The following is a 25,959-nucleotide window of genomic DNA, read 5'->3' on the forward strand; positions in this document are numbered from 1 at the left end:
CGCGTGCCTTTTGCCGCAATGCATCTCAATTGGCCTGCTCGAAGCGGATCGGCACGTCCACGCTGTCCTCGACGGCGACGCCGCCTTGCCTTGCCGGCACGAAGCGCCAGCGCCCCACCGCCTCGCGCGCCGCGCGGTCCAGCCGGGGGTAGCCGCTGCCTTGTATCACGCTCACCTCGAGCGCGCGCCCGTCGGCACCGACGCGTACGCGCAACACGACGCGACCCTGCTCGCCGAGCGCGCGTGAGCGCTCCGGGTAGACGGGCTTGGGGTTGGCGGCGAGCGCGGCGCGCCAGTCGACGCCCTGGCGCGCCGCGCCAGCGCCGTCCGCAGTAGTGCCCGGCCCGCCCGTGGCAGGCGCGGCGGGCGCCTTGCCCGTATCTGCCGGTGCTGCCGCCGCGCTGCCGGCGGCCGGCGTAGGCGTGGGCGGGCGTTCAGTGGCGGGGGCCGGGCGTGCGACGCTTGCCTGCGCCTTGGGGGGCGCTGCCGCGTGCGGTCTGGGCGCAGATGGCCGCGCGGGGAGCGTGGCGGGCTGCGGCCGGGGCGGGGCCGCTTGTGCGGGCGGTGCGGGGCGAGCAGCTGGGGAGGCCGGAGCCTGGCCTGCCGGCGCCGCCGGCACGGGCAGCAGGCTGACGCTCAGGGGGCGCGGCGGGGGAGCGCCCACGGCGAAGGCGCCTGCGAGCGCCGCGGCCGCCAGTGCGTGCAGGGTCAGCGAGGCGGCCAGCGGCCAGCGTCGGGCGAGGCGTTTCATCAGCAACGAAGCTTTGCCCCGGCGCGCGCGTAGTGGCGCCACGCGACCCAGGTGCACGCGGCGTAGAACAGCAGGAACACGCCGAAGGCGGGCAGGAAGCTGCCGGTCAGGTGCAGCATGGTGCCGAAGGTCTCGGGGATCGCGAAGCCGGCGGCCGCCGCGAAGATGGAGCTCACGCTCATCGCCGCGGTGCCGTCGCGGGTGCCGCGCCGGTACGCCTCGGCGACGTCATCGCCCGCGCTGCGGCCGGCCTTGAGCAGGAACACCTTGGGCGAGAGCTGGTAGGTCGCGCCGTTGCCGACGCCGGCGGCGATGAACAGCACCTGGCACAGCGCGAGAAAGCCCCAGAACGAGCCCACGCTTTCTTCGGTCGGCAAACAGGCGAAGAGGCCCAGGGTGGCCACGATCATCGAGGCGAAGCAGGCGATCGCGGTGACGCCGCCGCCGACGCGGTCGCCCAGCCAGCCGCCGAACGGGCGCACCAGCGCCGCCAGCATCGGGCCGACGAACAGGTAGGGGGTCGCGTCCTCCAGCGGAAACAGCGTGCGCGCCAACAGCGGGAACGCCGCGGCGAAGCCGAGGAAGGTGCCGTACGCGCCCATGTAGAGCAGGCAGATCCGCCAGGTGTCGACGTCCTTCATCATCCGCCACTGGTCAAGCGGGGTCAGTCTGAGCTTGGGCAGGTCGTGGCTGAACAGGAAGCAGAGGACGGCGACCGCGATGACGGGCAGCACCCACAGGTAGCCCGCGTTCTGCAGCCACACTTCGCGCACTTCGGCGCCCTGGCCCCAGATCTGCGGCGCGCCTGCGAGCGCGCCGAACAGTGGCAGCGAGATCGCCAGCGGGATCAGCAGCTGGGCGACCGACACGCCGAGGTTGCCGATGCCGGCGTTCAGCCCCATCGCCAGCCCCTTGACCGACTTCGGGAAGAACAGCGCGGTGTTGGAGAGATGCGAGCTCGACGCGCCGCCACCGATGCCGCAACTGGCGCCGACGGCGAGCAGTAGCCAGAACGGGGTGGTCAAATCCTGCACCACCTGCGCGACGCCGACGGCCGGGATCAGCAGCAGCAGCGTCGAGATGCCCAGCCAGCGGCCGCCGCCGACCCAGCTCCACACCGACGAATAGACGATGCGCATCAGTGCGCCGGTCAAGGGCGGGATCGCGACCAGCAGGAACTGCTGCTGCGAGGAAAGCACGAAGCCGACCGCCGGCAGGTTGACGACCACCATGCTCCACATCATCCACACATTGAAGTTCAGGTGCAGCGCGAGGATGGACAGCACGAGGTTGCGCCGCGCGATCGGTTCGCCGCGCGCGCGCCAGAAGACGATGTTTTCCGGTTCCCAGCGCCGGATGCTGACGGGCATTGCTGTCTGTTACTCCATGTCATGAAGCGGGGCGGCGGATTATCCGGCTATCGCCCGCGCGGCCGCCTTGCGGCAGATCAAGTATGCCTTGTGCGTCAGGAGGTTTCGCGCAGCCGGAGCGCCTCGACGATGTCGACGGCGACGATGCGGCTGACCCCCTTCTCCTGCATAGTCACGCCAACCAGCTGTTCGGCCATTTCCATGGTCAGCCGGTTATGGCTGATATAGAGGAACTGCGTGTTGGCCGACATCTGCTTGACCAGTTCGCAGAAGCGGCCGGTGTTGGCGTCGTCCAGCGGCGCGTCGACCTCGTCGAGCAGGCAGAACGGCGCCGGGTTCAGCGAGAACAGCGCGAACACCAGGCTCATCGCGGTCAATGCCTTCTCGCCGCCGGACAAGAGATGAATGGTGCTGTTCTTCTTGCCCGGCGGCTGCGCGATGATCTGCACGCCGGCGTCCAGGAGGTCGTCGCCGGTCAGTACCAGCTCGGCGCGGCCGCCGCCGAACAGGGTCGGGAAGAACTCGCTCATCTTGGTGTTGACCGCCGCGTAGGTGGTGGAGAGCAGGCCGCGCGTCTCCTCGTCGATGCGCGCGATCGCCTCCTCCAGCGTCGCCATCGCCTGCGTGAGGTCGGTGCGCTGCGCGGCCAGATACTCGCCGCGGTTGCGCGCCTCGGTCAGTTCCTCCAGCGCGGCGAGGTTGACCGCGCCCAGCGCCTCGATGGCACGGGCGAGGCGGGCGATCTCGGCGGCGAGTGCGGCGGGCTTGACCGCGTCGCTGAGCTGCTCGCGCAGCGCCGCCTCGTCAGCGCCGGCTTCCACCAGTTCCCCGGCGTAGCGCTCGACGTTAAGCCTTGCTTCCTGGTGCCTGAGCAGCCACTGGCTGCGCGCCTCGCGCAGCTCGGGCAGGCGGGTGGCGAGCGCGTGGCTGGTGGCGGCGAGTTCCCGCTGCTGCGCGGTGAGCGCGTTCTGCGCGTCGCGGCAACTGGCGAGCGCCGCCTCGCGCGCCTCGCGCTCGGCGAGCGCCGCGTACAGGGCGTCCGGCGCGACGGTCTCCTCGACGGTTTCGGCCTCTTCCAACAGCGCCTGCAGCCGCTCGGCGAGCGCCTCTTCGCGCTCGGCCGCCTCCGCGGCGCGGCGCGCAAGCTCGGCACAGCGCTGGCGGGCGTCCTGCAAGGCGAGCGCGCATGCGTGCAGGCGCCGCTCGTCTTCGCGCGCGCGGCCGCGCACGGCTTCCTGCGCGCGGGAGGCCGCCTCGCGCGCTTCGCGCGCGGCCTCCAGCGCAAGCGTGACGTCTTCCAGCGCGAGTGCAGCCTCTTCGGCCTCGATGGCGGCCTCGTCGATCGAGCCTTGCGCGTGCTGCGTCTCGTCTGCGATGCGCGCGCGCTCGGCCGCGATCGCGTCGCCGCGCGCGGCGCCCTGGCGCGCCATCTGTTCGAGGCGTACCGCCTCCAGGCTCGCGCTGGCGAGCGCCTCTTCCTGCCGGGTCAGCGCGCCCTTGAGCGCACGCAGCGCCTCGGCGCGCAGCCCCTGTTCGGCCGCGAGCGCGTCGCGCCGGCGGGTGAGCGTGTCGATCTGGGGCAGGCAGGCGTCGGCGCGCGCGCGCGCATCCGCAAGTTCCGCCTTGCGTTCGAGCAGCGAGCCGCCCACGTCGGCGCCGTGGTAGTGCACGCTCGCCGCGTCGACGCGGTGGCCCTCCGGCGTGATCCATGCGGTGCCCGGTGCGAGTTCGCCCCGGCGCGCGAGCGCGTCGTCAAGAGATTCGGCGCAGTAAAGCCCGGCAAGCCAGCCGGTGAGCGCCGGGCCGAACGGCGCGTCGGCCTGCGCGTGAGCAGCGAGTGCCTCGGCAGGAGCTACCGCCGCGCTGCCGGCTGCGCTGTCGACGACGGCGAGCGGCGCCGGCGGCGTAAAGTCGGGCAGCGCGCCCGCGCGCGCGGCGAGCCTGGCCGGCCCCAGCGCCGCTTCCACCGCGCGTTGCCAGCTTGGGGTGACCTCCAGCGACTGCCACAGCTGCGGCGCGGCTCCCAAGGCGTGTTGCGAGAGCGCCGTCTCCAGCGCGTCGCCCGCCGCCTCGCGCGCGATCAGCGCTGCGAGCGCGCCCGCCTCGGCGTCGGCGCGGGCGTGGCGGGCGCTAGCGTCGGCGAGCGCGTGTGCGAGCTGTTCGGCTTCGCGGGCGAGCGCGGCGAGCTTCTCCTCTTCGGAGGCCAGGCGCGCGCGCTGGGTCGCCAGATGCGCGCGCGCGGCGTCGGCGGCGGCCTGCGCGGCGGTGACCGCCTCCGGCTCGGGCAGCGCGAGCGCCGCGTGCTCCTCGTCGAGCGCCCGGCGGCGCGCCGCCAGGCGCGTGAGCGTGTCGGCGTGGTGGCGCTGGCTTTGCCCGGCCAGATCGCGCGCGCGGGTGAGCGCAGCCTCTCGGCTGGCAAGCTGGGTGAGCGCGGCGTCGGCCGCGGCAAAGCGCGCCTCGGCCTCGGGCAGGGCGTCGGCGCCCCCCTCGGCGGCGAGCTGCGCCTCTTCCTCGGCGAGCTGCGCCTCTTCCAGCCTGTGCCGCCACTCGTCCTGATCGGCGGCGAGTGCGGTGCGCGTTTCGGCCAGTTGCTGGCGCTCGGCCTGCAGCTTCTGCGTTTCGCGTGTGATGCGCGCGCGCTGCTCGCCCTGGTGGCGCTGCTGCTCCTCCAGACGGGAGAGCAGGGCGCTCGCCTCGTACAGCGCCTGCTGCGCGACGTGCACCGCCTCGCCCGCGGCGAAGTGCGCCTCGCGGTTGCTGTCGAGCGCAATCTCCAGGCGCGTCTGCTCGGCCTCCTGCGCGGCTTCCTCGGTCTCGATGCGCGCCAGCTCAGTGCGCGCGGCGGCTTCCTGCGCGGCGGCTTCCTCGCGGCGGGCGAGCGCGAGCAGGTTCTGCTTGTCGGTCAGCGCGTGGCGCAAGTCGTGGTAACGGCCGGCGACTTCGGCCTGCGCCGACAGGTGCTCGACCTGGCGGGCGAGTTCCTGCTCGAGGTCGGCGATGCGCTCGAGGTTGTCGCGGGTATCGCGCAGGCGGTGTTCGGTCTCGCGGCGGCGCTCCTTGTAGCGCGACACGCCGGCGGCTTCCTCCAGGTAGGCGCGCAGCTCCTCCGGGCGCGCCTCGATGATGCGCGAGATCATGCCCTGTTCAATTACCGCGTAGCCGCGCGCGCCGACGCCGGTGCCGAGGAAGAGGTCGGTGATGTCGCGCCGGCGCACCTGCTGGCCGTTGATGTAGTAGCTCGACTCGCCCTGGCGGGTCAGCACCCGCTTGATCGCGACTTCGGCGTACTGCCCCCAGCTGCCGGCGAGGGTGTGGTCGGCGTTGTCGAACACCAGTTCTACCGACGCGCGGCTGACCGGCTTGCGGGTGGTCGCGCCGTTGAAGATCACGTCCTGCATCGACTCGCCGCGCAGCTGCTTGGCGCTCGACTCGCCGAGCACCCAGCGCACCGCGTCGATCACGTTCGACTTGCCGCACCCGTTGGGGCCGATCACCGCGACCAGTTGGCCGGGCACCGGAATGGTGGTCGGGTCTACGAAGGATTTGAAGCCGGCAAGCTTGATATGGGTCAGGCGCAAGGTGTTTCTTTCGCGGCGGCGAGTCAAAACGCCGATTCTAACGGCAAGCGCGTGCGCGCGCCGAACTTGGACGCAAGCGGCGATCGCCGCCCGGCCGGCCTTGCCCTTGCGTGCGCCGCGTACCCATAATGCGCACATGAGCGCGCTAAACCTTGCCCACCACTTCCTGATCGCCATGCCCAATATGGTCGACCCGCTGTTTGCCCGTTCGCTGATCTACCTGTGCGACCATGGCGAGCACGGAGCGATGGGGGTGATCGTCAACAAACCCTCCGGCGTGCTGATGGCGCAGCTCTTTGAGCAGCTCGAACTGCCGCTGCCCGACACCCGCCTCGCCGCCGAGCCGGTGCTGTTCGGCGGGCCGGTGCAGACCGAACGCGGCTTCGTGCTGCACAGCCCGATCGGCTCGTGGCAGTCCAGCCTGGTCGTCGACGACGAACTGGCGCTGACCACCTCGAAAGACGTGCTGGTCGCCGTCTCCGAAGCGAACGGCCCCGAGCGCATGCTGGTGTCGCTCGGCTACTCGGGCTGGGAGAAGGGTCAACTGGAGGAAGAGCTGGCCGCTAACGCGTGGCTGACCGTCGCCGCCGACCCGGCGGTGCTGTTTTCCTTGCCGGCGGACGCGCGCTACGACGCGGCGATCGCGCTATTGGGCTTCGACCCCATGCTGTTGTCGGGGGACGTCGGCCATGCCTGAAGGTTCGGTACTCGGCTTCGACTTCGGCGAGCGGCGCATCGGCGTCGCGCTGGGCGAGACGCTGATCGGCATTGCCCACCCGCACGCGACGATAGACACCGTGGTCAACGACGAGCGCTTCGCGGCGATCGCACGGCTGATCACCGACTGGCAGCCGGTCGCGCTGGTGGTCGGCCTGCCGACCCACGCCGACGGCACGCCGCACGAGATGACGCGCCTCGCCACCCGCTTCGGCAACCGGCTGAAGAGCCGCTACGGCCTGCCGGTGTATATGGTCGACGAGCGGCACACCTCGCAGGTCGCCGAGAGCATGCTGGGCGAAGCCGGCGTGCGCGGGCGCAAGCAAAAGCCGGTGCTCGACCAGGTCGCCGCACAGGCGATTTTGCAGTCGTTTTTCGACGGGCTCGGCGTCCCGCTGTAGCGTGCGCGCCCGCCGCGCCGGCACTTTTCACCTTTTTGATCTATAGCAGCCACCCGAGGGTGGCTGCTGTGTTTCAATAGGGGCTGTTTCAAATCCGGCGCGGGCTAGGCCCGCGTGCAGCGCCGCTCGCCGGCCAGGAGGCCAGATGCTCGCCATTATCGGCGGCAGGGGGCTCAACCACCTGCCCAACCTCGAAGTCACCCACCGTCAGGTGATCCGCACCCCGTACGGCGATCCGTCGTGCCCGCTGACCTACGGGCGCATCGGCGGCACCGGCGTGGTGTTCATGGCGCGCCACGGCTACGGCCACTCGTTCGCGCCGCACGAGATCAACTACCGCGCCAACCTGTGGGCGCTGCATTCGCAAGGCGTGCAGGGCGTGCTCGCCGTCGGCGCGGTCGGCTGCATCCGCGCCGACCTCGCGCCGGGCACGCTGGTGCTGCCGGACGACATCATCGACTACACCTGGGGCCGCAAGCACACCTACTTCGACGGCCCCGACCAGCCGGTGGTGCACGCCGACTTCACCCGCCCGTACTGCCCGCAACTGCGCGCGCGCTTGCTGGCCGCAGCTGAAGCGCTCGGCGTGCCGCTCGCCACCGGCGCCACCTACGGCGTCACCCAGGGCCCGCGGCTGGAGACCCGCGCCGAGATCGCGCGCCTCGAGCGCGACGGTTGCGACGTGGTCGGCATGACCGGCATGCCCGAAGCCGCGCTCGCGCGCGAACTGAAGCTGCCGTACGCGCACCTGTGCCTGGTCGTCAACGACGCGGCGGGCAAGGGCGCGTCGCAGGAGAGCGTCGCCTTTGACCTGGTGCGCCTGTCGGCCGGCATGGACACCGTCGGCCAGCTGATCGAGGCGGTGTGCCGGGGTCCCAGCGCCGCGCCTTGCCCGACCGCTTGAATATTGGAGAGCCCGATGCAAAACCTGCACGCCGATATGCTGGTGCCCGCCTACCTGAGCCGTTTTTCCTGCCTGGGCCCGGCGTGCCCGGATACCTGTTGTTACGGCTGGAATATCGCGGTCGAACACGATAGCTACCAGCGCCTGAAGAACCTGCCTGACCGAGAGCTGAAACCGCTGATCGCGCAGGCGCTCAAGCGCGGCCAGGGCAAAAGTGGCAGCGCCGATTTCGGCTTTCTGGCCGTCGGCGGCGCCGACGGGCGCTGTCCGCTCTTTAGTAACGATGGGCTGTGCCGGCTGCACGCCCGCTGCGGCGAGGCGATGTTGCCCGCTGTCTGTGCGACCTACCCGCGCACCACCATCGAAGCGGCCGGACAGTACGTGCAGACCGCGTCGCCGTCGTGCCCCGAGGTGGCGCGCTTGCTGGTCGAGGATGCCGGCGCGGTGGAGTTGACCATCATGCCGTGCATTGCAAGGCCGCATATGGTGAATGCTCTCCCCGGAAATGCGTTGAATGAAAATGCAAGGGTGCTCTACCTTGGCGTGCTGGGCAGTCAGGACATCCCGCTCTGGCAGCGGCTGGGCTTGCTGCTGCTGATCGCCGAGGCGATCGACGCGGCGCGGCTTGCTCCTTTGGCCGCGGGTGTCACACGCGAGGTCGGGATCCAGCGCGTGCTGGATGAGTGGCAGCACTTGCTGGCGTCGGGCGACGCCATGCAGGCGGTTGCCTTGTGGCAGCGTGACGACGACTTGCACCTGCAACTATTGGCCGCGCTCAGTCGCCTGCGCACGCGCTGGGCGCTGACGCGGCGCCGCTATTGCGAACTGGTCGACGAAGCCGCGGCCGGTTGGGATAGCGGCGTGCCGGCCGCATCCGCGTTGGCGGACGAGCAGATGGACGAGGTGCTGGCGCGGGTGCTGTACAACCACGCGCTGGGCAGCTACGCGCCGCTGGCGCCGGAGCCGTCACTGGTCGCCAATACCGTGCTGCTGTGTACCCAGTACCTGAGCCTGCGTTTCTGGTGGGCCGGGCTCGCGCTGGCGCGCGGCCGCGCACTGGTTGCGCCAGAACAGGCCGAGCTGCTCGCCAATTACTACCGCGAGGTGATGCATAACCCGGCCTACCTGACCGGGTGCGTGCGCGTGCTGGAGGAGGTTGGCTTTGCCAAGCCCGAGCACTGGTTGCGGGTGCTGCCGGCCTGAACCATGCGGGGAACGGGATGCTGCCGGGGAGGGCTTTGGTGGCGGTGGGCACTCGCTCGAGCAGCGTCGGGCAAAAAAATATAAAAAAGCCCTAAAGGGTTGATAAGGGGTGACGATAAAGCTGGTGAAGGCTGCACACCGGCATGGGGTCGGGGTGGCGGGCCTGATGGATAACCTAGTCAAGGAGCATCATCATGTCGATGACCATCAACACCAACGTCGCTTCGCTCAACGCCCAGCGCAACCTGTCCGGTTCCCAGTCTGCCCTGTCGACTTCCCTGCAGCGACTCTCTTCGGGCATGCGCATCAACAGCGCCAAGGACGACGCCGCCGGCCTCGCCATCTCCGAGCGCATGAGCAGCCAGATCCGTGGCCTCGACCAGGCGCGCCGCAACGCCAACGACGGCATCTCGCTGGCGCAGACCGCCGAAGGCGGCATGACCTCCGCGTCCGACATGCTGCAGCGCATGCGCGAACTGGCGGTGCAGTCGGCCAACGACACCAACTCGGCGTCCGACCGCAAGGCAATCCAGTCCGAAGTGAACCAGTTGAAGGAAGAACTGAACCGTCTGGTCGATACCACCCAGTTCAACGGCAAGAACATCCTTGATGGTTCGATGAGCAACGCCCAGTTCCAGGTCGGCGCCAATGCCCAGCAGACCATCAACGTGTCGGTCGGCAGCATCCGCGGTACCGATATCGGCAACTATCAGGCAACCACCAATACCGCAGCAGCCAGCAAGCTGGGTAAAGCCGCTGCTCCGGCAGCTGACTCCACCGGCGGTAATGGCGTACTGGCTACCGACAAATTTGCGGTGTCCGGTAACGGTCAGACTGCTGCTATCGATGTGGCCGCTGGCGACAGCGCTAAGGCGATCGCGGCCAAGGTCAACGCTACGAGTGGCTCGACCGGGGTGTCGGCGACGGCGGAAACCAAGGCATCGCTGTCCGGCATCGCTGCGGGTACTGTGTCGTTCGAACTCAAGGGTGACAACGCGACGGCCGTGACCATTTCCGCCACCGTGGGCGGCGATTACAAGGCGTTGGCCGAGGCGGTAAACGCGCAGACTGCGACCACCGGCATTTCTGCTACGGTTGGCAAGACTGGCGAGCTGGAACTGTCGAACAAGAACGGTGCCGACATCAAGATCGACAACTTTACCACCGACGCCACCACCAAGACGGTGAAGGTCAAGACCCCGAACGACTCGACCGGTATTGATCTGACCTCAGGTGCGGCTACTGATTCGACCACGATCAGCGGCACCATCTCCTTCGATTCGACCTCGGCATTCACCTTGGCCGCCGGTGCGGGTACCACGGCCGGTGTGGTGGCTCCGGCCAACGCCAAGCTGACTGCAGTGGACGCCGTCGATCTCAGTACGGCAGACGGCGCCAACAATGCCCTGAAGGTGCTCGACGCCGCCTTGTCGACCGTGAACGCCCGCCGTGCCGACCTCGGTGCCGTGCAAAACCGCTTCAGCAGCACCATCTCCAACCTGCAGTCGAGCGCGGAGAACCTGAACGCGTCGCGCGGCCGCATTCTGGACACCGACTTCGCGGCGGAAACCGCCAAGATGTCGCGCAACCAGGTGCTGCAGCAGGCCGGTACCGCCATGCTGGCGCAGGCCAACCAGCTGCCGCAGCAGGTGCTGCAGCTGCTGCGCTAAGCGCCGCCGGCGGGGTGAAGCAATAAGTCAGACCACGACCCGGCGGCGACCCCGCCGGGTTTTTGTTGGTAAGGGAGAACACCATGACGACGATGGGTCCGGTTAGTCCGGCAGGCGGCGGTTACGCGCCGCCGGTGCAGCAGGAAAACAGTGGCCGTGCGCAGGCGCTGCCCTCGCAGCAAAGCAGCGCGCCGACTGTCGCGGTGCCGACGCAGGCGGTGCAGGCGCTGGGTAGCGGCGAGGCTGGGCGCCAGTTGAAGGGCGGCGCCGAAGAGCGCGACCTGAAGGGGGCGCTCGAGAAGGTGAACAAGCTGGTGAGCGCTTACTCGAGCGAGCTGAAATTCAGCGTCGACGAGGAGACCGGCATTGATGTCGTGAAGGTGATCGACAAGTCTACCGACGAGGTGATCCGCCAGATGCCGTCGGAGGAAATGCTGAAAATCGCGCAGAGCCTGGACAAGATCGTCGGCGTGCTGTTCAGGGACAAGGCGTAGGCGTGGTAATCACACCGCCTTGCCGACGCGCAAGGCGATGGCGCGCCATTTTGTGCTAGGGTGCGCCGGTTAACGGATGTGGAAGGAGCGGGTATGGCGTTGAGCGTGGGGGGACTGGGCTCGGGGATGGATATCGACGGGCTGATCAAGAACCTGATGGCGATCGAGTCACGCCCGCTGTTGCAACTGCAGCAGAAGGAAGCGCTGCTGCAGCAGAAGATCTCGGCGGTCGGCCAGGTCAAGAGCGCGGTGACCGCCTTTCAGGGCGCGGTGAAGGCGCTGCAGGACGCCGGCAAGTTCGTGTCGTACAAGGGCACCACCAGTTCGGAAGACCATGTCGGCATTTCCGCGTCCAGCAAGGCGCCGACCGGCTCGTTCTCGGTGAAGGTGTTGCAGCTCGCGCAAGAGCAGAAGCTGGCGTCGGGCAACTTTACCAGTGCCAAGTCGGCGATCACCGGCGGCACGGAAAGCAAGCTGACCTTTTCGTCCGCAGCCGACCCCAGCAAGCCGCCCAAGAGCGTGACCATCCCGCCCAACGCGACGCTGGAGGATATCCGCGACGCGGTGAACAAGGCGGACGTCGGCGTGAACGCCAGCATCGTCAACGACGGCTCGGGCTACAAGCTGGTGTATTCGTCGAAAAATACCGGTACGCAGAACACGATCAAGGTGCAGGCGAGCGACGACGCACTCAACCAGCTTTCGACGCACGGCAAGGACGGCAAACCTCTGCTCGCTGCCGACGGCAAGCCGATGCTGGCCGAGGTGCAGGCGGCCAAGGACGCCAGGTTCCTGCTCGACGGCATCGAGGTGACCAAGCAGAGCAACACGGTGACGGACGCCATCGACGGCGTGACGCTGACCATCAAGAAGCTGCACAAGGATGAGGAACCCGCTCGTCTGAGCGTGAGCAAGGATACCTCGGGCATCAAAGAGTCGCTCGCAGGGCTGGTCAAGGGTTACAACGACCTGATGAAGACTCTGAAGGACGTGTCCGGCGTGAACCTCGACGCGACGGTCAAGCCGGGCGAGGCGCGCCCGGCCGGCATCCTCAACGGCGCGAGCATCATCCGCGCCATCCAGAGCCAGGTGCGTACGGCGTTCAACCAGAGCTCGGACAACGGCGGCGCGTTTACGCTGGCGTCCGAGTTCGGGCTGACCTTCAACGCCGATGGCACCATGAAGCTCGACGAAAAGGTGCTCGACAAGGCGCTGGAGAAGAACGCCGACGATATCGCCAAGTTCTTCGCGACCGACGCGGTGACCACGGACGCCGGCATCAGCTACGTGGGTGGCAGCAGCAAGACGCAGCCGGGTGACTATGAGGTGGTGATCACCCAGTTGCTCAACGGCACCAAGGAGGCGGAAGGCAAGCCTTCGCTGACGGTGGACGCGAGCAACAAGGACTTCACGATCAAGGTCGACGGCAAGGAAGTGAAGGTTTCTCTGGCCGAGAAGACTTACGGCTCGGCAGCCGAACTGGCGCACGCGATCGAATCCGGTATCAACGAGAAGCTGGGCAAGGACGGCAAGGTGTCGGTGATCGTCGACCCGGATAGCGGCAAGCTGGCGATCCAGTCGGCCAAGACCGGCAAGGAATCGTCGGTCGAGCTGGTCTCCGGCCTTGGCTTTGCCGGTTTCAAGCCCGGCGCCGGCATCCCCGGCGGCGACAGCGTGGCCGGCACCATCGGCGGCCACCCGGCCAAGGGCGACGGCAACAAGCTTACCGGTGCGGTCGGCTCCCCGGTCGAAGGGCTGACCATTTCCGTCAGCGGCGGGATGACCGGCAACCGCGGTACCATCTCGTTCAGCAAGGGCTTCGCGTTCGACCTCGACCAGACGCTGGAAGGCCTGGTCAAGAAGGACGGCGCGATCGACGCGTTCAGCAACGGCCTGAGCGAATCGGCCAAGGGCTTGACTACCCAGCAGGAGCAACTGGAGCGGCGGCTCATCGAGACCGAGAAGCGCTACCGCGCGCAGTTCTCGGCGATGGACGCGCTCTTGGCGCAGTACAACAATATGAGCAATTTCCTGACCCAGCAGCTGGCTGGCCTGTCGGGTGGCAATTAACGAAGAAGTCGAGGAGCAAGCAGTGATTAGCCGCAGAATGCAGCAGGCGTACGGCAGTTCGGCGCTGGAAACCGAGGTGGCGTCGGCCAGCCCGCACAAGCTGGTGCAGATGCTGCTCGACGGCGCCTTGCAGGCGATCCGGCTGGCGCGCCTGCAGATGGCGCAGGGCAAGGTCGCCGAGAAGGGGCGCCTGATCGGCAAGGCGATCGCCATCGTCGACGAGGGCTTGCGCAACGCGCTGGACATGCAGCAGGGAGATCTGGCGGCCAATTTGTCGGCGCTCTACGAGTACTGTACGGCGCGCCTCTTGCACGCCAACCTGAACAACGACGCGGCGGCGCTGGACGAGGTCGAGGCCTTGCTCGGCGAGATCCGCGAGGCGTGGGTCGGCATCGGCCAGCCGCAGCCGGTGGCCGCGCATGCAGGGCGCTGAACAACAGGCCTGGCTCGATTGCCTGGCACTGTCCGAGGCGGCGTGCCAGGCGGCGCGTGCGCAGTACTGGGACGAGGCGCTCTCGCTGGGTGCGCGCCTCTCCGCCATGCAGGAGCGCCTGCCTCCGGTGGCCACGCTGGCACTGGATGCGCAAGAGCGGCTGGCGCTGCGTGAGACAGTGTCGGCCGTTCAGGCTAATATCATGGAAGCCTCCCGCCTGCTGCGTGCCGAGCGGGACGTCCTTTCCGCTGAAATGCAATTGTTGCGTACGCAAAACCGGGTGCTCGACGCCTACAGCAAGGGAGCCTGACCCGGCACCGGCGCGCGCAGGAGGGCAGCATGTTGGGTTGGCTTGAACTGGTTGTCGTGCTCGCGCTGTGGACCGCGGCGCTTGCGCTGCCTTGCGTGTTCTGGCTGCGCCGCCAGCAAAGCCTGCGCGCGCTCGACGAACACCGTTTCGACCAGATGCAGGCGCAGATCAGCCGCCTGCAAAAAGACCTGCACGCGCAGGCGGGCGCCCAGCCCTCTGCGGTTAGCCAGGCGCCCGCGCCGGCCCGGCGCCGTGCCGACGTACCGGCACCCATCGAGCCGTCGGGCGGCGGTTCCCCCTACAATCAGGCGATCGAGCTGGCCCGCCACGGCCTGTCGGCCGGCGAGGTGGCCGAGCGCTGCGGCATTTCGCGCAGCGAGGCCGAGCTGATCGTCTCCCTTTACCGCAATAGCCCCACCGCATGATTCCAGCCTTAGGCGCGCAGGTCGGCCGCGCGCTCTCGTCCCTGTCCGGCGTCGACAACGCCAAACTGCTCAAAGATACCAGCCGGCTGTTAATCGGCGTCGACAAGGTGCCGGCCAAGTTGCCGCCCTTGCTGCTGGGCGAGACGGTCAGCGCGCGTGTGCTCGAGCGCCAACCGGAAGGCCGCATGCTCGCACTGATCAAGAACGGCCTGTTTACCCTGCAGCTGCCGCCGCAACTGTCGGCCAAGGGCGAGACGCTGCAACTGCGCGTGGCGTCCCTTACGCCGCAGCTCACCTTCGCGCTGGCGGGCGAGGCGAAAGAAGGCAGCGCCAACACCTCGGTTGCGGTACGCCTGAGCGACGCGACCCACTACATGAACGCGCTATTGCGCGCGGCGCCGCAGGCCGGGGCCTCGCGTGCCGTGCCGACCCTGCTCGCCGACCCGCAGGCGGCAGCCGGCAGCCGCGGCGAGCAGCTCGCGCAGACGGTCAAGGACAGCGGCGTGTTTTATGAGGCGTCGCAGAAGGCGTGGGTTGAGGGGCGCCTGCCGCTGGAGAAGCTGCAGTCGCAGCCGCAGGCGCAGCTGGGCGAACAACTGAAGGCGCAACCGGCCGGCCGCGCCGAGGCGGCGGCCGAGCTGGGCGCGCTGGTCGCCCGCCAGCTCGACACGCTGGAGACGCGCACCGTCAACGTGCAGGTCAACGCATGGCCGGGGCAGCCGGCGCAGTGGCAGATCGAGCGCGAGGCCGACCCCGAGCGCGAGGCGGACGGCAGCGACGAACAGCAAGCGTGGTCGACCCGCCTCAACCTCGAACTGCCGGCGCTGGGCGAACTGGGTGCGCGCCTACGCCTGGTCGGCAAGCAGGTGCAACTGTCGCTCGCCGCCGACGCGGCGACCCTGCAACTGGCGAGCGAACACCGCGCGCGGCTGGAAGAGGCACTGGCGGCCGCCGGCCTGCAATTGGCCGCGCTGAACCTGCGCGAAGCGGTGCCCGGGGATCAGGCCGAGAGTCAGGCACAGGATGGTCCGGCGCCGGCGGAGGGCACGCCGTGAGCGCGCGCGGCCCGCGCAATTCGGCCGTCGCGCTGACCTACCGCGACGGCGCAGCCGCGCCCAAGGTGGTCGCCAAGGGATACGGCCAGATGGCTGAGCGTATCATCGAGCGCGCGCGCGAAGCCGGCGTGTTCGTGCACGATTCCCCCGAGCTGGTCGGCCTGCTGATGCGGGTCGACCTCGACGAGCAGATCCCGGCCGACCTCTACCGCGCCGTCGCCGAACTCTTAGCCTTCGTCTACTTCCTCGAGCAGCAGGCCGCCGCAGCGGGCGGCAAGGTATGATGTGGTTTTTGCTTTGCTGGGGGTGAAATGAAAGTTGGATATATCGGGCTCGGCATCATGGGCCGGCCGTGCGTGCTGAATCTGCTGCAGGCAGGCTTCGAGGTGACGGTATGGGCGCGGCGGCCCGAGTCGGCGCAGCCGCTGTTGGACGTCGGCGCCCACTGGGCAGGCAGCGTCGCCGAACTCGCCGCCAGCGTCGACGTGCTGGTCAGCAACGTGTCGGATACCCCCGACGTCGAGGCCATCACCGACATCGTTGCCGAACACGGCCGCGAGGGCTTGGTGTGCGTCGACATGAGTACCATCTCGCCGATCGGCGCGCGCCGCGTCGCCGCCAAGCTGGCCGCACGTGGCGTCCTGTTTCTTGACTGCCCAGTCTCCGGCGGCGAGGCCGGCGCCATCGCCGGCACCCTCACCATCATGGTCGGCGGCCGCGAGGATGCGCTGGAAACCGCGCGCCCGGCGCTCGCGGCGATGGGCAAGACCATCACCCGTATCGGCGACAGTGGCGCCGGACAGGTCGCCAAAGCGTGCAACCAGATCGCGGTCGGCGCCGGCATCGCGGCGGTGGCCGAGATCGTCAAGCTTGCCCGCGCCTGCGGCGTCGACCCGGCACCGGTGCGCGAGGCGCTGCTCGGCGGCTTCGCGCAGAGCCGCGCGCTCGAGGTGCACGGGCAGCGCATGATAGACGATAACTACGCGCCCGGTTTCAAGGCGGTGCTGCACCAAAAGGACATGGGCATCGTGCTCGACACCGCGCGCGAACTGGGCGTCACCCTGCCCGAGGCAACCCGCGTCAAGGCGCTGATCGACGAGCTGGTGCAAGCGGGCGACGGCGAGCTCGATTCCTCTGCCATCGCGCGGCTGGTGTGGCAGGAGCGCTGAGCGCGTAGCCCTGCCGGCAAGGGGGGCTATATTCAGCGAGGCCGCATGTGTGGCCGCAGACACAGAAGGAGTCATCGTGTCTACCCTGCGCCGCGTGCTGTCGATTACGGCAGCCGCACTGGTTCTCACCGCGCTGGTCGGGTGTTCAACCTCCGGCCAAAGTCACAAATCGGGCTCTTACCTGCAACAGCAGTACAGTGGGGATTAGGGCTCCAAGCCCGGCCAAGCACCGGTCTTTGGCGCTTCAGCAAACCGCCCGGCTCAGCCGGGCGTTCTGTTTGGCGGCTCAGTCGCTGCGGGGCTTGCCGGCAGTGGCAGGTGCCGCTGCGGAGATTCGCGCGGCTGAGGCTCTGCTCGCTTAATGCCAATGAGCGCAGCGTCAGATCTTCTGCTGCTCGGTCAGTTTGCCCTGCATGCTCGCGAACGCGTCGTCGACCGTCTCTCGGCTGAAGCCCATTTGTGCCGAAATGCGCAGTTTGCCGTTTTCGCTCATGTTCGTCTCGAAACTGGCGATACCCAGCGTGCGGTTGAGGACGGTGGCGCGCTGGGTGGTCTTGAGGTGGGTGACCGTGATGTCGCGCAGGCCGTTTTCCTGAGCCACCAGCAGCGGGCCATCCGCCGTATTCATCCACTGGATGCGCCAGAAATAATGGGTCTGGTTGGGGCGGCCATTTTGATCGAACAGCGAATCGAAACTCGCCATATTCCTGCACTGGTTGACATACTTGATTTTGCTGGGCGTACAGCCGCTGTAGAAATGGGCGTTCTTGTCCTCGATCGATACATTGATCGGCAGCGTCGTGTTGTTCCGCGTATTGAGCAGCAGGTAGTCTTCTTTTTTGGTAACGCCCAACAGGCTGCCCAGCGACTTGACCGTGCCGATCAGGCTGTCGATATCCTGATCGCCGGTGATGCGCTGGTCATCCTGGCGCCGCTCCAGCAGCAGGTAGCCGGTCGACGCCATGTCGCCATTCTGGAAGCGGGCAAAATCAAAGCCGTCCGGCGCGGCGATGCTTCTGAGCCCTTCGCCAAACAGGTAGCTGAAGCCGGTACTTTCCCGTCCCAGCATGAAGCCGCGCGACAGGGGAATGATTTTGTCGCCGGCCAGTGTTTTGCCGGAGACCGTCTTGAATTTCCAGATGTCGCCGCTGAGTACGCCGGAGGCCAGCGAAACCGGTTCGCCCCCGGCGCGCATCACCTTGATCAGTGCGCTATCGTCTCCGTTTTTAACGACGTAACCCACGTCGCCGGTAACCGAATCAAACTGGTAGGCGACTATCTGGCCGTCGGGGTCGATATGCCGGGTGCCATTGAACGCGAAGCCGTCCCGGTAGCGTTTGAAGAACATCACCGACTGGCTTTTGGGCCATGAGGCGTACAGTTTAGCCTGCTGCTGCTCCGACATCGGCGGCAGTTCGACCGAGGCCGGGCTCGCAGGGATGGCGGCTGGCGCAATTTGTTGCTGCTTGCTAAGGGCCTGCAGCAGTTGCAGCAACTGCACTTGTTCTGCGTTTGGATCAGCCAAGGCGGGGCTGGCGGCGAGGGTGAGGGCAAGCAGGGGAATGAGCGGTTTGACTTTAAGGTTCATGGAGGCTCCTGACTGTTGGTCCACGGATGCCTGCGCCGGTCACGATGGACTGGCTGGGCAGCGGGCGGTTTGATGGTTTTTGTAGTACTAAAAAATCGTTTGGCATAACGATAGAGTGGATATTTGCAGGAGCGAAGTCTTTTTATTTTCTTGTGTAAAACAGGCAACAGGGTCAAGCACCCACATGGATGCTGTGCCGGCTGATCGATTTTCTGTGCGTCTGTTTACGCTCAGGCGGGGACCTCAGGTAATTGCTGAAAAAATAAAGCCCCGTTGAACGGGGCTTTGCAGATCGTGGCAACTGGGGTGTTTACTCGATGTTCTGGATCTGCTCGCGCATCTGTTCGATCAGCACCTTCAGCTCGACCGACGCCTGCGTGGTTTCGGTGGAGACCGACTTGGAACCCAGCGTGTTGGCTTCGCGGTTGAGTTCCTGCATCAGGAAGTCCAGCCGCTTGCCGGTCTGGCCGCCGGCCTTGAGAATGCGGCGCACCTCGGCGATATGGGTGGTGAGGCGGGTCAGCTCCTCGTCGACGTCGATCTTCTGCGCGAACAGGGCGAACTCCTGCTTGATGCGGTCGTCGTCGACGCTGCCCAGCGCGTCCGCGAGGCGCGCGGAGAGGCGGGCGAGGTAGCCGTCGAGGATCAGCGGCAGGCGCGGCTTGATCTCGCGTACGATCTTTTCCATCGCGTCCAGCCGTTCGGTCAGGATCTGCGCGAGCTTGGCGCCTTCGCGCTGGCGGCTCGCGTTGAAGTCGGCGAGCACGCTGTCCAGGCATTCGCTGCACAGCTGCTGCAGCACGGCCGGCGGCAGCTCGTTGCTCTTGAGCACGCCCGGCCAGCGCATCAGCTCGCCCAGGCTCAGGTCCTTGGCGTTGGGCGCCAGCGTGCGCGCCTCGGCGCTGAGCGCGAGCAGGCCCTGCAGGAGTTCGCGGTTGAGCTCGAGGGTCGGCGCCTGGTCGGCGGCCTGGTTGAGGCTGACCCGGCATTCGAGCTTGCCGCGCGAAGCGCGCGCGGCGATCTTTTCGCGCAGTTGCGGCTCGATCACGCGCAGCTCTTCCGGCAGGCGCATCTGTACGTCGAGGTAACGGTGGTTGACGGCGCGGATTTCCATCGCCAGCATACCTCCGGTGAATTCACGGGTGGCGGACGCAAATCCGGTCATGCTGAGAATCATGGGGGAGCTCCCGGTTAGGGTGACAAAGAGGAACCGGGTCCGGAGGGCTTGGGCTGCCTCCGGGCCCAACACACTATAACAACAGCGATGACGCAAACCAAGCAAACGACAGGACTGCCGGCCGGACACCGGCTGGATGCGTACACCATTGTCCGCGAGCTGAGCCAGGGGGGATTCAGTCGCGTCTACCTCGCACTGGACGACGCCGACCGCAAGCTGGCGATCAAGGAATACCTGCCCGGCTCGATGGCCCGCCACAACGCCGACCTGCAGGTCGAGGTCATCAGCGAGCTCGACGCAGAGCCCTTCCGGGTCGGCAAGAAGTGCTTCTTCGAGGAGGCGAGGGTGCTCGCCGACATCCAGCACCCCAATGTGGTGCGCGTGCGCAACTTTTTCGCCGCGAACCAGACCGTGTACATGGTGATGGACTACACGGAAGGGCGGCCGCTCTCCCGCGAGATCGAACTTGCCGGCGGCGCGCTCGAAGAGGCCCGCCTGCGCCGCCTGTTCGTCGAGCTGGTCGGCGGCCTGCGCGAGGTGCATAGCCGCCGCCTGCTGCACCTGGACCTCAAGCCCGCCAATATCTACCTGCGCAGGAACGGCTCGCCGGTATTGCTCGACTTCGGCGCGGCGCGGCAGAACGCACAGCGCCAGCAAGGCCAGGCAGTGTCGATGTACACGCCGGCGTTTGCGCCGCCCGAGCAGACGCGAGCGGACGCGCGGCTCGGCCCGTGGACCGACATCTACAGCCTCGGCGCCTGCCTGTACGCGTGCCTGGGCATCGGTGCGCCGCCGCCCGCGAAGCAGCGCGAGCCGGGCGCGGCGCCGCCCGCACTGGCGGAGGCGGCGGCCCGCTACTCCTTAGAGTTGCTCGCGCTGGTCAGCCGCAGCATGGCGCTGGACCCGGAGCAGCGTCCCGGTTCCTTGCTCGAGGTGCAAAAGGCGCTGCAGGCGCCGTTCTCCCCGCCGGCCAAACCCGACGGACTGTTGCAGAAACTGGGCGGCTGGCTGCGCCCCGAACGCGTCAAGGAGCGTGGATGAAATTTGCGTGGATGGCCGGCAGCCGGATCGGATCCCGCAGCTACAACGAAGACCGCGTGCTGACGCTGCACTCGCGCGAGGCATGGCTGCTGGTCGTCGCCGACGGCATGGGCGGCCACCTGAACGGCGAACTGGCCGCGCAGATGGTGATCGACACCCTGTCGCACCGCTTCGAGATGGGCGCGCGGCCGGTGCTGGCCGATCCGCAGGCCTTCCTGCGCGAGGGGCTTGCCGAGATCCAGGCCGCGCTCGAACGCATGGCCTTGCTGCGGCGCTTTCCCGAGGTGCCCAGCGCGACGGTGGCGATCGCGCTGGTCCAGCGCGGGCAGTTGTACGCCGTGTGGGCGGGCGACGCGCGCGCCTACCTGCTGCGGGACGGGGCGGTTCTCTGGCGCAGCCGAGACCATTCGACGGTGCAGCGGCTGATCGATTGCGGCCAGCTCACCCCGGAGGCGGCGCTCGCGCACCCCGAGCGCAACCGGGTGACCAGCTGCCTGGGCGGCATCGACCAGCCGGAAGTCGGCGAGGCGGGGCCGCTCCCGCTAGGGCGCGGCGACGCGGTGCTGGTCTGCTCGGACGGCGTCTGGTCGCAGTTCGGCGACGAGGAGCTGGCGCGCGCGCTGACGGCCCGGGCGCCGCAGCGGGTGGTGCCCGCGCTGTTGCAGGTGGCCGAGCGCCGGGCCGGCGAGCGCAGCGACAACCTGAGCGCCGCCGCGCTGATGCCGCTCGCCGACGACGCGGCCGGCGCCGAGGTGCTCGACAGCGCGCAGGCGCCCGAAGTGCCCGACGCGCTGGGCGCGACGCTGGAGAGCGAGATGCTCGCCGCAGGCGGCGGGCTGTAGGCCGGCCCGGCCTTGGGGGTCGCACGCAAGTTGCTGTACAATCGGGCGTTTTTTGCGGATCGATGTTTGCCATGCGCCCCTCCGAGCGAAGCTGTGACGCCCTGCGCCGCGTCAGCCTGACCCGTCACTACACCCGCCACGCCGAAGGTTCGGTCCTCGTCGAATTCGGCGACACCAAGGTGATCTGTACCGCCAGCGTCGAAGAGAACGTGCCGCCCTTCCTCAAGGGCAAGGGGCAGGGCTGGGTGACCGCCGAGTACGGCATGCTGCCGCGCTCGACCGGCAGCCGCATGCGCCGCGAGGCCGCCAGCGGCAAGCAGTCCGGCCGCACCCAGGAAATCCAGCGCCTGATCGGGCGCAGCCTGCGCGCGGTGGTCGACCTGCAGAAGCTGGGCGAGCGGCAGATCGTGGTCGACTGCGACGTGATCCAGGCCGACGGCGGCACCCGCACCGCCAGCATCACCGGCGCCTTCGTCGCGCTGAGCGACGCCATCGCCGGCCTGATCGCCGCCGGCAAGCTCGCCGAGAGCCCGATCCGCGAGGCGGTGGCGGCGGTGTCGGTCGGCATCTACGAAGGCCAGCCGGTGCTGGACCTCGACTACCCGGAAGACTCGGCGTGCGAGACCGACATGAACGTGGTGATGACCGCGTCCGGCCGCTTCGTCGAGGTGCAGGGCACCGCCGAGGGCGTGCCGTTCAGCCGCGAAGAGCTGAACGCGCTGCTTGAGCTCGCCGAGAAGGGCGTGCGCGAGCTGATCGGCCTGCAGTCGGAGGCGCTGTCCAAGTGAGCTGCCAACCGCTGCCCCCGCGCACGCTGTCGGTCGCGCCGATGCTCGACTGGACCGACCGCCACTACCGCTATTTCGCCCGCCTGATCACCCGCGACACCTGGCTGTACACCGAGATGGTGACCACCGGCGCGCTGATGCACGGCGACGTCGAGCGCCACCTGCGCTTCGACGACGCCGAACACCCGCTCGCGCTGCAACTGGGCGGCTCCGACCCGCAGGAGCTCGCGCGCTGCGCGAAACTGGCCGAAGCGTGGGGCTACGACGAGGTGAACCTCAACGTCGGTTGCCCGTCCGAGCGCGTGCAAAAGGGCGCGTTCGGCGCCTGCCTGATGGCCGAGCCCGAACTGGTTGCCGACTGCGTGAAGGCGATGCGCGACGCCTGCGGCATCGACGTGACGGTCAAGCACCGCATCGGCATCGACGCCATCGAGGACTACGCCTTCGTGCGCGACTTCGTCGGCCGTATTCATGAGGCCGGCTGCACGACCTTCATCGTCCACGCGCGCAACGCCATCCTCAAGGGTCTCTCGCCCAAGGAAAACCGCGAGATCCCGCCGCTCAAGTACGACTACGCCTACCGCCTGAAGCGCGACTTCCCCGAACTCGAGATCCTGCTCAACGGCGGCGTGAAGAGCAACGACGAGATTGCCGGGCACTTGAAGCATGTAGACGGCGTGATGGTCGGCCGCGAGGCCTACCACAACCCGTGGCTGATGGCCGAGTGGGACGAACGCTTCTACGGCGCCACTGCCGCTGACAAGACCCGAGACGACGTCGCGCGCGCCATGATGCCGTATGTCGCGCGCGAGATCGCCGCGGGCAACAAGCTGCGCAATATCGCCCGCCACATCCTCGGCCTCTACCAGGGCGTGCCCGGCGCGCGCAACTGGCGGCGCACGCTGTCCGACGCCGCCTTGCTCGACGGCGCAAATGAAACCCTGCTGCTGGCTGCCTTGCCGCGTGCGCGCGCGCCGCGCACCGAGGCAAGCTGCGCCTGAACTGCCCGTTTTTTTAGCGGCGGCCCGAGCGGGCCGTCGCCCTGATCTGTCTGGAGGTGAACCTGAATTGAACAAGCTGACTGTTACATTGTTGTCCGCGCTGGCGTCGACCAGCGTGCTGGCCGGTCCGAACGACGTGCTCCACCTGTATAACTGGAGCGGTTCGCTGTCGGACGCCACCATCAAGCGCTTCGAGAAGAGCTGCGATTGCCGCGTGGTGCAGGACTTCTACGGTGACAACGAGGAAATGCTGGCCAAGCTCTCCGCGGGCGCCAAGGGTTACGACGTGGTGTTCCCGTCGTCCTTCGTGATCCAGCCGATGGTCAAGCAGAAGTTGTTGCAGCCGTTGAACAAGCAGCTGATCCCCAATCTCAGGAACGTCGACCCGGCCTACCTCAACCAGAGCTACGACCCGGGCAACCGCTACGAAGTGCCGACCGTGCTCAGCCTGACCAGCGTCGGCTACAACGACGTGCGGCTGAAGAAGCTCGGCGTCGACCCGACGAGCTGGTCGGTGATCTTCGACCCCAAGGTGCTGGCCAGGATCAAGGGCAAGGTCACCGTGCTGGACAGCCCGCGCGAGGTGTTCTCGGCGGCGATGTTCTACCTGGGCAAGGACCCGAACAAGGCGACCGAGGCCGACTACCGCGCAGCCAAGGACGTGATCGCGCGCGCCAAGCCCTACTGGGCGGCGTTCTCCAACGCGAGCTACCTCAAAGAGCTGGCGGTCGGCAATATCTGGGTCGCGCTGGGTTACTCGACCGAGTTCCACCAGGCCGCCGAGGACGCCAAGGCGGCCCGCCGTCCGTTCAAGGTCGCGATGAGCGCGCAGCGCGAGGGCAACGAGCTGGGGGTGGACACCATGGCCATCCTCGCCAGCGCCAAGCGCCCGGACCTTGCGCACAAGTTCATCAACTTCATGCTCGACGGCAAGAACGCGGCCGAGCTGACCAACCTGAACGGCGCGACCAACCCGGTGAAGACCGCCGAGCCCTTCTTCCGTGCCGACCTCAAGGCCAACCCGGTAGTCAACCCGACGCCGCAGACGGTCGCCAAGTGGACGGTGCTGCGCGAGCAGACGCCGAAGGAGCGCCGGCTGATGAACCGCCTGTGGACCCAGGTGAAGGCCGGCCACTAAGGCCGGATGCGGGGCGCCGGTGGCGCCCCGTTTTTGCAGAAAGACAAGGAAAGACCATGTTCGACCAACTGGTGCTCGCCAGCGGCAACGCCGGCAAGCTGCGCGAATTCTCGGCGCTCCTCGCGCCGCTCGGGGTGAAGGTGGTGCCGCAGCAGGCGCTCGGCGTCTCCGAGTGTGCCGAGCCTTACCACACCTTCGTCGAGAACGCATTGGAGAAGGCGCGCCACGCCAGCCGCGAGACCGGCCTGCCGGCGCTGGCCGACGACTCCGGCCTGTGCGTCGAGGCGCTGGGCGGCGCGCCCGGCGTGCTCTCCGCGCGCTTTGCCGGCGAGCCGAAGAGCGACGCGCGCAACAACGCGCTGCTGCTTGAGAAGATGCAGGGCGAGCACAACCGCCGCTGCTGGTACACCTGCGTGCTGGTGCTGGTGCGCCACGCCGACGACCCGCATCCGCTGATCGTCGACGCGGTGTGGCTGGGCGAAGTTGCAGACGCGGCCTCGGGCGACGGCGGTTTCGGCTACGACCCGCTGGTGCGGATCCCCGCGTACGGCTGCTCGGTGGCCGAGCTGCCGGCTGAAGAGAAGAACCGGGTCAGCCACCGCGGCCAGGCGATGCAGGCCTTGCTCTCTCGCCTGACGGCGTTCGCATGAGCGTGATCGACCTCTCGGCGCTGACGGGTGGCCTCAAGAGCCTGCCGCCCCTGTCGCTCTACATCCACTTCCCGTGGTGCGTGCGCAAGTGCCCGTACTGCGACTTCAATTCGCACGAGGCGAAAGCGGGTTTTGACGAGGCGGGCTACGTCGACGCCTTGCTCGCCGACCTCGAGCTTGCGCTGCCCGCAGTATGGGGGCGGCCGGTGACGACCATCTTCATGGGCGGTGGCACGCCCAGCCTGTTCTCGCCGGAGGCGATCGACCACCTGCTCGCCGGCGTGCGCGCGCGCGTGCGCGTGCACCCGGACGCCGAGATCAGCATGGAGGCCAACCCGGGCACCGTCGAGCATGGCCGTTTCGAGGGCTACCGCGCGGCCGGCGTCAACCGCCTGTCGCTCGGCATCCAGAGTTTCGACGACGGCTTCCTGCGTACGCTCGGCCGCATCCACGGCGGCGCCGAGGCGCGCGGCGCGCTTGAGGCGGCGCTTCAGCACTTCGACAACGTCAACGCCGACCTGATGTACGCGTTGCCCGGGCAGACGCTGGATCAAGCGCTCGCCGACGTCGACACGGCGCTCTCCGCCGGCGTCACCCATTTGTCGGCGTACCATCTGACCATCGAGCCCAACACGCTGTTCGCGCGCTACGAGCCGGAAAACCTGCCCGACGACGAGCGCTCGGCCGACATGCAGGAGGCGATCGAGGAAAGGCTGGCGGCGGCCGGTTTCCAGCACTACGAGACCTCTGCGTTCGCGCGCCCCGGCCGGCAGTGCCGGCATAATCTCAATTACTGGACCTTTGGCGACTACCTGGGCATCGGCGCCGGCGCGCACGGCAAGGTCAGCGCGCACGACGGCGTACGCCGCCAGATGCGCTACAAGCAGCCGGCGGCCTACCTGAAGGCGGTCGCCGCGGGCGAGCCGGTGCAGGAGGCGCACAAGGTCGGCCGCCGCGATTTGCCGTTCGAATTCATGATGAACGCGCTGCGGCTGACCGGCGGCTTCGACGAGTCGCTGTTTGCCGCGCATACCGGCCTGCCGCTGGTGCAGATCGCCCGCGAGCTGGACGAGGCGGTGCGGCGCGGCCTGATCGAGCGGCAAGGCGGGCTGATCCGGCCGACACTCGCCGGCCAGCGTTTCCTGAACGACTTGTTAACCCTGTTCCTCAACGACAAAGCGTGA

General features: G+C 67.9%; 25 protein-coding genes. 20 read left to right on the forward strand and 5 right to left on the reverse strand.

From position 1 onward, the window contains the following. Positions 1 to 25: 25 nt before the first annotated feature. The 3 genes from GZH52_RS16970 to smc form a co-directional block, all read right to left on the reverse strand. On the reverse strand, positions 26 to 751 hold the full coding sequence (locus GZH52_RS16970) for an energy transducer TonB (protein ID WP_163315209.1): 726 nt from the start codon (positions 749 to 751) through the stop codon (positions 26 to 28). After that, positions 751 to 2,121, reverse strand: a complete 1,371-nt coding sequence (locus GZH52_RS03965) for an MFS transporter (RefSeq protein WP_163315210.1) — start codon at positions 2,119 to 2,121, stop codon at positions 751 to 753. The genes GZH52_RS16970 and GZH52_RS03965 overlap by 1 nt, the downstream gene beginning before the upstream one ends. 95 nt (positions 2,122 to 2,216) lie before the next feature. Beyond that, positions 2,217 to 5,699, reverse strand: a complete 3,483-nt coding sequence (smc, locus tag GZH52_RS03970) for a chromosome segregation protein SMC (RefSeq protein WP_163315211.1) — start codon at positions 5,697 to 5,699, stop codon at positions 2,217 to 2,219. Between the two features lie 136 nt (positions 5,700 to 5,835). Between smc and GZH52_RS03975 the strand changes: the two genes are divergently transcribed. The 13 genes from GZH52_RS03975 (at position 5,836) to GZH52_RS04035 (ending at position 16,550) form a co-directional block, all read left to right on the forward strand. Continuing rightward, entirely contained in the window at positions 5,836 to 6,396 is a 561-nt protein-coding gene (locus tag GZH52_RS03975; RefSeq protein ID WP_136552019.1) for a YqgE/AlgH family protein, read from the forward strand. Next, complete coding sequence (ruvX, locus tag GZH52_RS03980) at positions 6,389 to 6,817, forward strand: Holliday junction resolvase RuvX (RefSeq protein WP_163315212.1); 429 nt, start codon at positions 6,389 to 6,391, stop codon at positions 6,815 to 6,817. The genes GZH52_RS03975 and ruvX overlap by 8 nt, the downstream gene beginning before the upstream one ends. Before the next feature lie 145 nt (positions 6,818 to 6,962). After that, positions 6,963 to 7,721: an S-methyl-5'-thioinosine phosphorylase gene (locus tag GZH52_RS03985; RefSeq protein WP_163315213.1), complete on the forward strand. Its 759-nt coding sequence runs from the start codon at positions 6,963 to 6,965 to the stop codon at positions 7,719 to 7,721. Between the two features lie 15 nt (positions 7,722 to 7,736). Beyond that, entirely contained in the window at positions 7,737 to 8,924 is a 1,188-nt protein-coding gene (fliB, locus tag GZH52_RS03990; protein WP_163315214.1) for a flagellin lysine-N-methylase, read from the forward strand. 194 nt (positions 8,925 to 9,118) lie between these two features. Beyond that, positions 9,119 to 10,594, forward strand: coding sequence for a flagellin N-terminal helical domain-containing protein (locus tag GZH52_RS16975; RefSeq protein WP_163315215.1), 1,476 nt, complete (start codon positions 9,119 to 9,121; stop codon positions 10,592 to 10,594). An 83-nt stretch (positions 10,595 to 10,677) separates the two neighbouring features. Then, the gene (locus GZH52_RS04000; RefSeq protein ID WP_203525613.1) at positions 10,678 to 11,088 is read left to right on the forward strand and encodes a flagellar protein FlaG; all 411 of its coding nucleotides are present in this window, start codon (positions 10,678 to 10,680) and stop codon (positions 11,086 to 11,088) included. Positions 11,089 to 11,181: 93 nt separating this feature from the next. Continuing rightward, positions 11,182 to 13,158, forward strand: coding sequence for a flagellar filament capping protein FliD (gene fliD / locus GZH52_RS04005; RefSeq protein ID WP_163315216.1), 1,977 nt, complete (start codon positions 11,182 to 11,184; stop codon positions 13,156 to 13,158). Between the two features lie 22 nt (positions 13,159 to 13,180). After that, positions 13,181 to 13,591, forward strand: a complete 411-nt coding sequence (gene fliS, locus GZH52_RS04010) for a flagellar export chaperone FliS (protein WP_349290634.1) — start codon at positions 13,181 to 13,183, stop codon at positions 13,589 to 13,591. Continuing rightward, complete coding sequence (locus tag GZH52_RS04015) at positions 13,578 to 13,901, forward strand: flagellar protein FliT (RefSeq protein WP_163315217.1); 324 nt, start codon at positions 13,578 to 13,580, stop codon at positions 13,899 to 13,901. Before fliS ends, GZH52_RS04015 begins: the two co-directional genes overlap by 14 nt. A 29-nt stretch (positions 13,902 to 13,930) precedes the next feature. After that, the gene (locus tag GZH52_RS04020; protein WP_163315218.1) at positions 13,931 to 14,326 is read left to right on the forward strand and encodes a DUF2802 domain-containing protein; all 396 of its coding nucleotides are present in this window, start codon (positions 13,931 to 13,933) and stop codon (positions 14,324 to 14,326) included. Beyond that, on the forward strand, positions 14,323 to 15,381 hold the full coding sequence (locus GZH52_RS04025; RefSeq protein ID WP_163315219.1) for a flagellar hook-length control protein FliK: 1,059 nt from the start codon (positions 14,323 to 14,325) through the stop codon (positions 15,379 to 15,381). The genes GZH52_RS04020 and GZH52_RS04025 overlap by 4 nt, the downstream gene beginning before the upstream one ends. Beyond that, entirely contained in the window at positions 15,378 to 15,665 is a 288-nt protein-coding gene (locus GZH52_RS04030) for an EscU/YscU/HrcU family type III secretion system export apparatus switch protein (RefSeq protein WP_163315220.1), read from the forward strand. The genes GZH52_RS04025 and GZH52_RS04030 overlap by 4 nt, the downstream gene beginning before the upstream one ends. A gap of 27 nt (positions 15,666 to 15,692) precedes the next feature. Continuing rightward, positions 15,693 to 16,550 (forward strand): NAD(P)-dependent oxidoreductase, encoded by an 858-nt coding sequence (locus GZH52_RS04035; RefSeq protein ID WP_163315221.1) that lies wholly within the window; start codon positions 15,693 to 15,695, stop codon positions 16,548 to 16,550. A gap of 379 nt (positions 16,551 to 16,929) precedes the next feature. Here GZH52_RS04035 and GZH52_RS04040 read toward each other — a convergent pair whose 3' ends face one another. Next, positions 16,930 to 18,138, reverse strand: a complete 1,209-nt coding sequence (locus GZH52_RS04040) for a hypothetical protein (protein ID WP_163315222.1) — start codon at positions 18,136 to 18,138, stop codon at positions 16,930 to 16,932. Between the two features lie 310 nt (positions 18,139 to 18,448). Then, complete coding sequence (locus GZH52_RS04045) at positions 18,449 to 19,315, reverse strand: YicC/YloC family endoribonuclease (protein ID WP_163315223.1); 867 nt, start codon at positions 19,313 to 19,315, stop codon at positions 18,449 to 18,451. A gap of 87 nt (positions 19,316 to 19,402) precedes the next feature. Between GZH52_RS04045 and GZH52_RS04050 the strand changes: the two genes are divergently transcribed. The 7 genes from GZH52_RS04050 to hemW all read left to right on the forward strand — a co-directional run bounded on the left by GZH52_RS04050 (position 19,403) and on the right by hemW (position 25,959). After that, complete coding sequence (locus GZH52_RS04050; RefSeq protein WP_163315224.1) at positions 19,403 to 20,356, forward strand: serine/threonine-protein kinase; 954 nt, start codon at positions 19,403 to 19,405, stop codon at positions 20,354 to 20,356. Continuing rightward, positions 20,353 to 21,198 carry a PP2C family protein-serine/threonine phosphatase gene (locus GZH52_RS04055; RefSeq protein WP_163315225.1) on the forward strand — a complete coding sequence of 282 codons (846 nt, stop codon included), beginning with the start codon at positions 20,353 to 20,355 and terminating at the stop codon, positions 21,196 to 21,198. The genes GZH52_RS04050 and GZH52_RS04055 overlap by 4 nt, the downstream gene beginning before the upstream one ends. 71 nt (positions 21,199 to 21,269) lie before the next feature. Then, positions 21,270 to 21,986, forward strand: a complete 717-nt coding sequence (gene rph, locus GZH52_RS04060) for a ribonuclease PH (protein WP_163315226.1) — start codon at positions 21,270 to 21,272, stop codon at positions 21,984 to 21,986. A 41-nt stretch (positions 21,987 to 22,027) separates the two neighbouring features. Then, positions 22,028 to 22,987, forward strand: coding sequence for a tRNA dihydrouridine(20/20a) synthase DusA (dusA, locus tag GZH52_RS04065; protein WP_163315439.1), 960 nt, complete (start codon positions 22,028 to 22,030; stop codon positions 22,985 to 22,987). 67 nt (positions 22,988 to 23,054) lie between these two features. Then, positions 23,055 to 24,125, forward strand: a complete 1,071-nt coding sequence (locus GZH52_RS04070; RefSeq protein ID WP_239058012.1) for an ABC transporter substrate-binding protein — start codon at positions 23,055 to 23,057, stop codon at positions 24,123 to 24,125. A 56-nt stretch (positions 24,126 to 24,181) separates the two neighbouring features. Then, positions 24,182 to 24,775: an RdgB/HAM1 family non-canonical purine NTP pyrophosphatase gene (gene rdgB / locus GZH52_RS04075; RefSeq protein WP_163315228.1), complete on the forward strand. Its 594-nt coding sequence runs from the start codon at positions 24,182 to 24,184 to the stop codon at positions 24,773 to 24,775. After that, positions 24,772 to 25,959: a radical SAM family heme chaperone HemW gene (gene hemW, locus GZH52_RS04080; protein ID WP_163315229.1), complete on the forward strand. Its 1,188-nt coding sequence runs from the start codon at positions 24,772 to 24,774 to the stop codon at positions 25,957 to 25,959. The genes rdgB and hemW overlap by 4 nt, the downstream gene beginning before the upstream one ends.

Source organism: Crenobacter caeni (genome assembly GCF_010435965.1).
In the GTDB taxonomy this organism is placed as follows: domain Bacteria; phylum Pseudomonadota; class Gammaproteobacteria; order Burkholderiales; family Chromobacteriaceae; genus Craterilacuibacter; species Craterilacuibacter caeni.

What these genes read in the sequence shown, in the direction of transcription:
- GZH52_RS04050 (WP_163315224.1), top strand. Translation starts at nt 19,403, where the DNA reads ATGACGCAAACCAAGCAAACGACAGGACTGCCGGCCGGACACCGGCTG.
- dusA (WP_163315439.1), top strand. Translation starts at nt 22,028, where the DNA reads ATGCTCGACTGGACCGACCGCCACTACCGCTATTTCGCCCGCCTGATC.
- GZH52_RS16970 (WP_163315209.1), bottom strand. Translation starts at nt 751, where the DNA reads ATGAAACGCCTCGCCCGACGCTGGCCGCTGGCCGCCTCGCTGACCCTG.
- GZH52_RS03965 (WP_163315210.1), bottom strand. Translation starts at nt 2,121, where the DNA reads ATGCCCGTCAGCATCCGGCGCTGGGAACCGGAAAACATCGTCTTCTGG.
- fliD (WP_163315216.1), top strand. Translation starts at nt 11,182, where the DNA reads ATGGCGTTGAGCGTGGGGGGACTGGGCTCGGGGATGGATATCGACGGG.
- GZH52_RS04045 (WP_163315223.1), bottom strand. Translation starts at nt 19,315, where the DNA reads ATGATTCTCAGCATGACCGGATTTGCGTCCGCCACCCGTGAATTCACC.
- fliB (WP_163315214.1), top strand. Translation starts at nt 7,737, where the DNA reads ATGCAAAACCTGCACGCCGATATGCTGGTGCCCGCCTACCTGAGCCGT.
- GZH52_RS04055 (WP_163315225.1), top strand. Translation starts at nt 20,353, where the DNA reads ATGAAATTTGCGTGGATGGCCGGCAGCCGGATCGGATCCCGCAGCTAC.
- GZH52_RS04025 (WP_163315219.1), top strand. Translation starts at nt 14,323, where the DNA reads ATGATTCCAGCCTTAGGCGCGCAGGTCGGCCGCGCGCTCTCGTCCCTG.
- rph (WP_163315226.1), top strand. Translation starts at nt 21,270, where the DNA reads ATGCGCCCCTCCGAGCGAAGCTGTGACGCCCTGCGCCGCGTCAGCCTG.
- GZH52_RS03985 (WP_163315213.1), top strand. Translation starts at nt 6,963, where the DNA reads ATGCTCGCCATTATCGGCGGCAGGGGGCTCAACCACCTGCCCAACCTC.
- rdgB (WP_163315228.1), top strand. Translation starts at nt 24,182, where the DNA reads ATGTTCGACCAACTGGTGCTCGCCAGCGGCAACGCCGGCAAGCTGCGC.
- GZH52_RS03975 (WP_136552019.1), top strand. Translation starts at nt 5,836, where the DNA reads ATGAGCGCGCTAAACCTTGCCCACCACTTCCTGATCGCCATGCCCAAT.
- GZH52_RS04040 (WP_163315222.1), bottom strand. Translation starts at nt 18,138, where the DNA reads ATGAACCTTAAAGTCAAACCGCTCATTCCCCTGCTTGCCCTCACCCTC.
- GZH52_RS04020 (WP_163315218.1), top strand. Translation starts at nt 13,931, where the DNA reads ATGTTGGGTTGGCTTGAACTGGTTGTCGTGCTCGCGCTGTGGACCGCG.
- hemW (WP_163315229.1), top strand. Translation starts at nt 24,772, where the DNA reads ATGAGCGTGATCGACCTCTCGGCGCTGACGGGTGGCCTCAAGAGCCTG.
- GZH52_RS04000 (WP_203525613.1), top strand. Translation starts at nt 10,678, where the DNA reads ATGACGACGATGGGTCCGGTTAGTCCGGCAGGCGGCGGTTACGCGCCG.
- GZH52_RS04015 (WP_163315217.1), top strand. Translation starts at nt 13,578, where the DNA reads ATGCAGGGCGCTGAACAACAGGCCTGGCTCGATTGCCTGGCACTGTCC.
- GZH52_RS16975 (WP_163315215.1), top strand. Translation starts at nt 9,119, where the DNA reads ATGTCGATGACCATCAACACCAACGTCGCTTCGCTCAACGCCCAGCGC.
- ruvX (WP_163315212.1), top strand. Translation starts at nt 6,389, where the DNA reads ATGCCTGAAGGTTCGGTACTCGGCTTCGACTTCGGCGAGCGGCGCATC.
- GZH52_RS04035 (WP_163315221.1), top strand. Translation starts at nt 15,693, where the DNA reads ATGAAAGTTGGATATATCGGGCTCGGCATCATGGGCCGGCCGTGCGTG.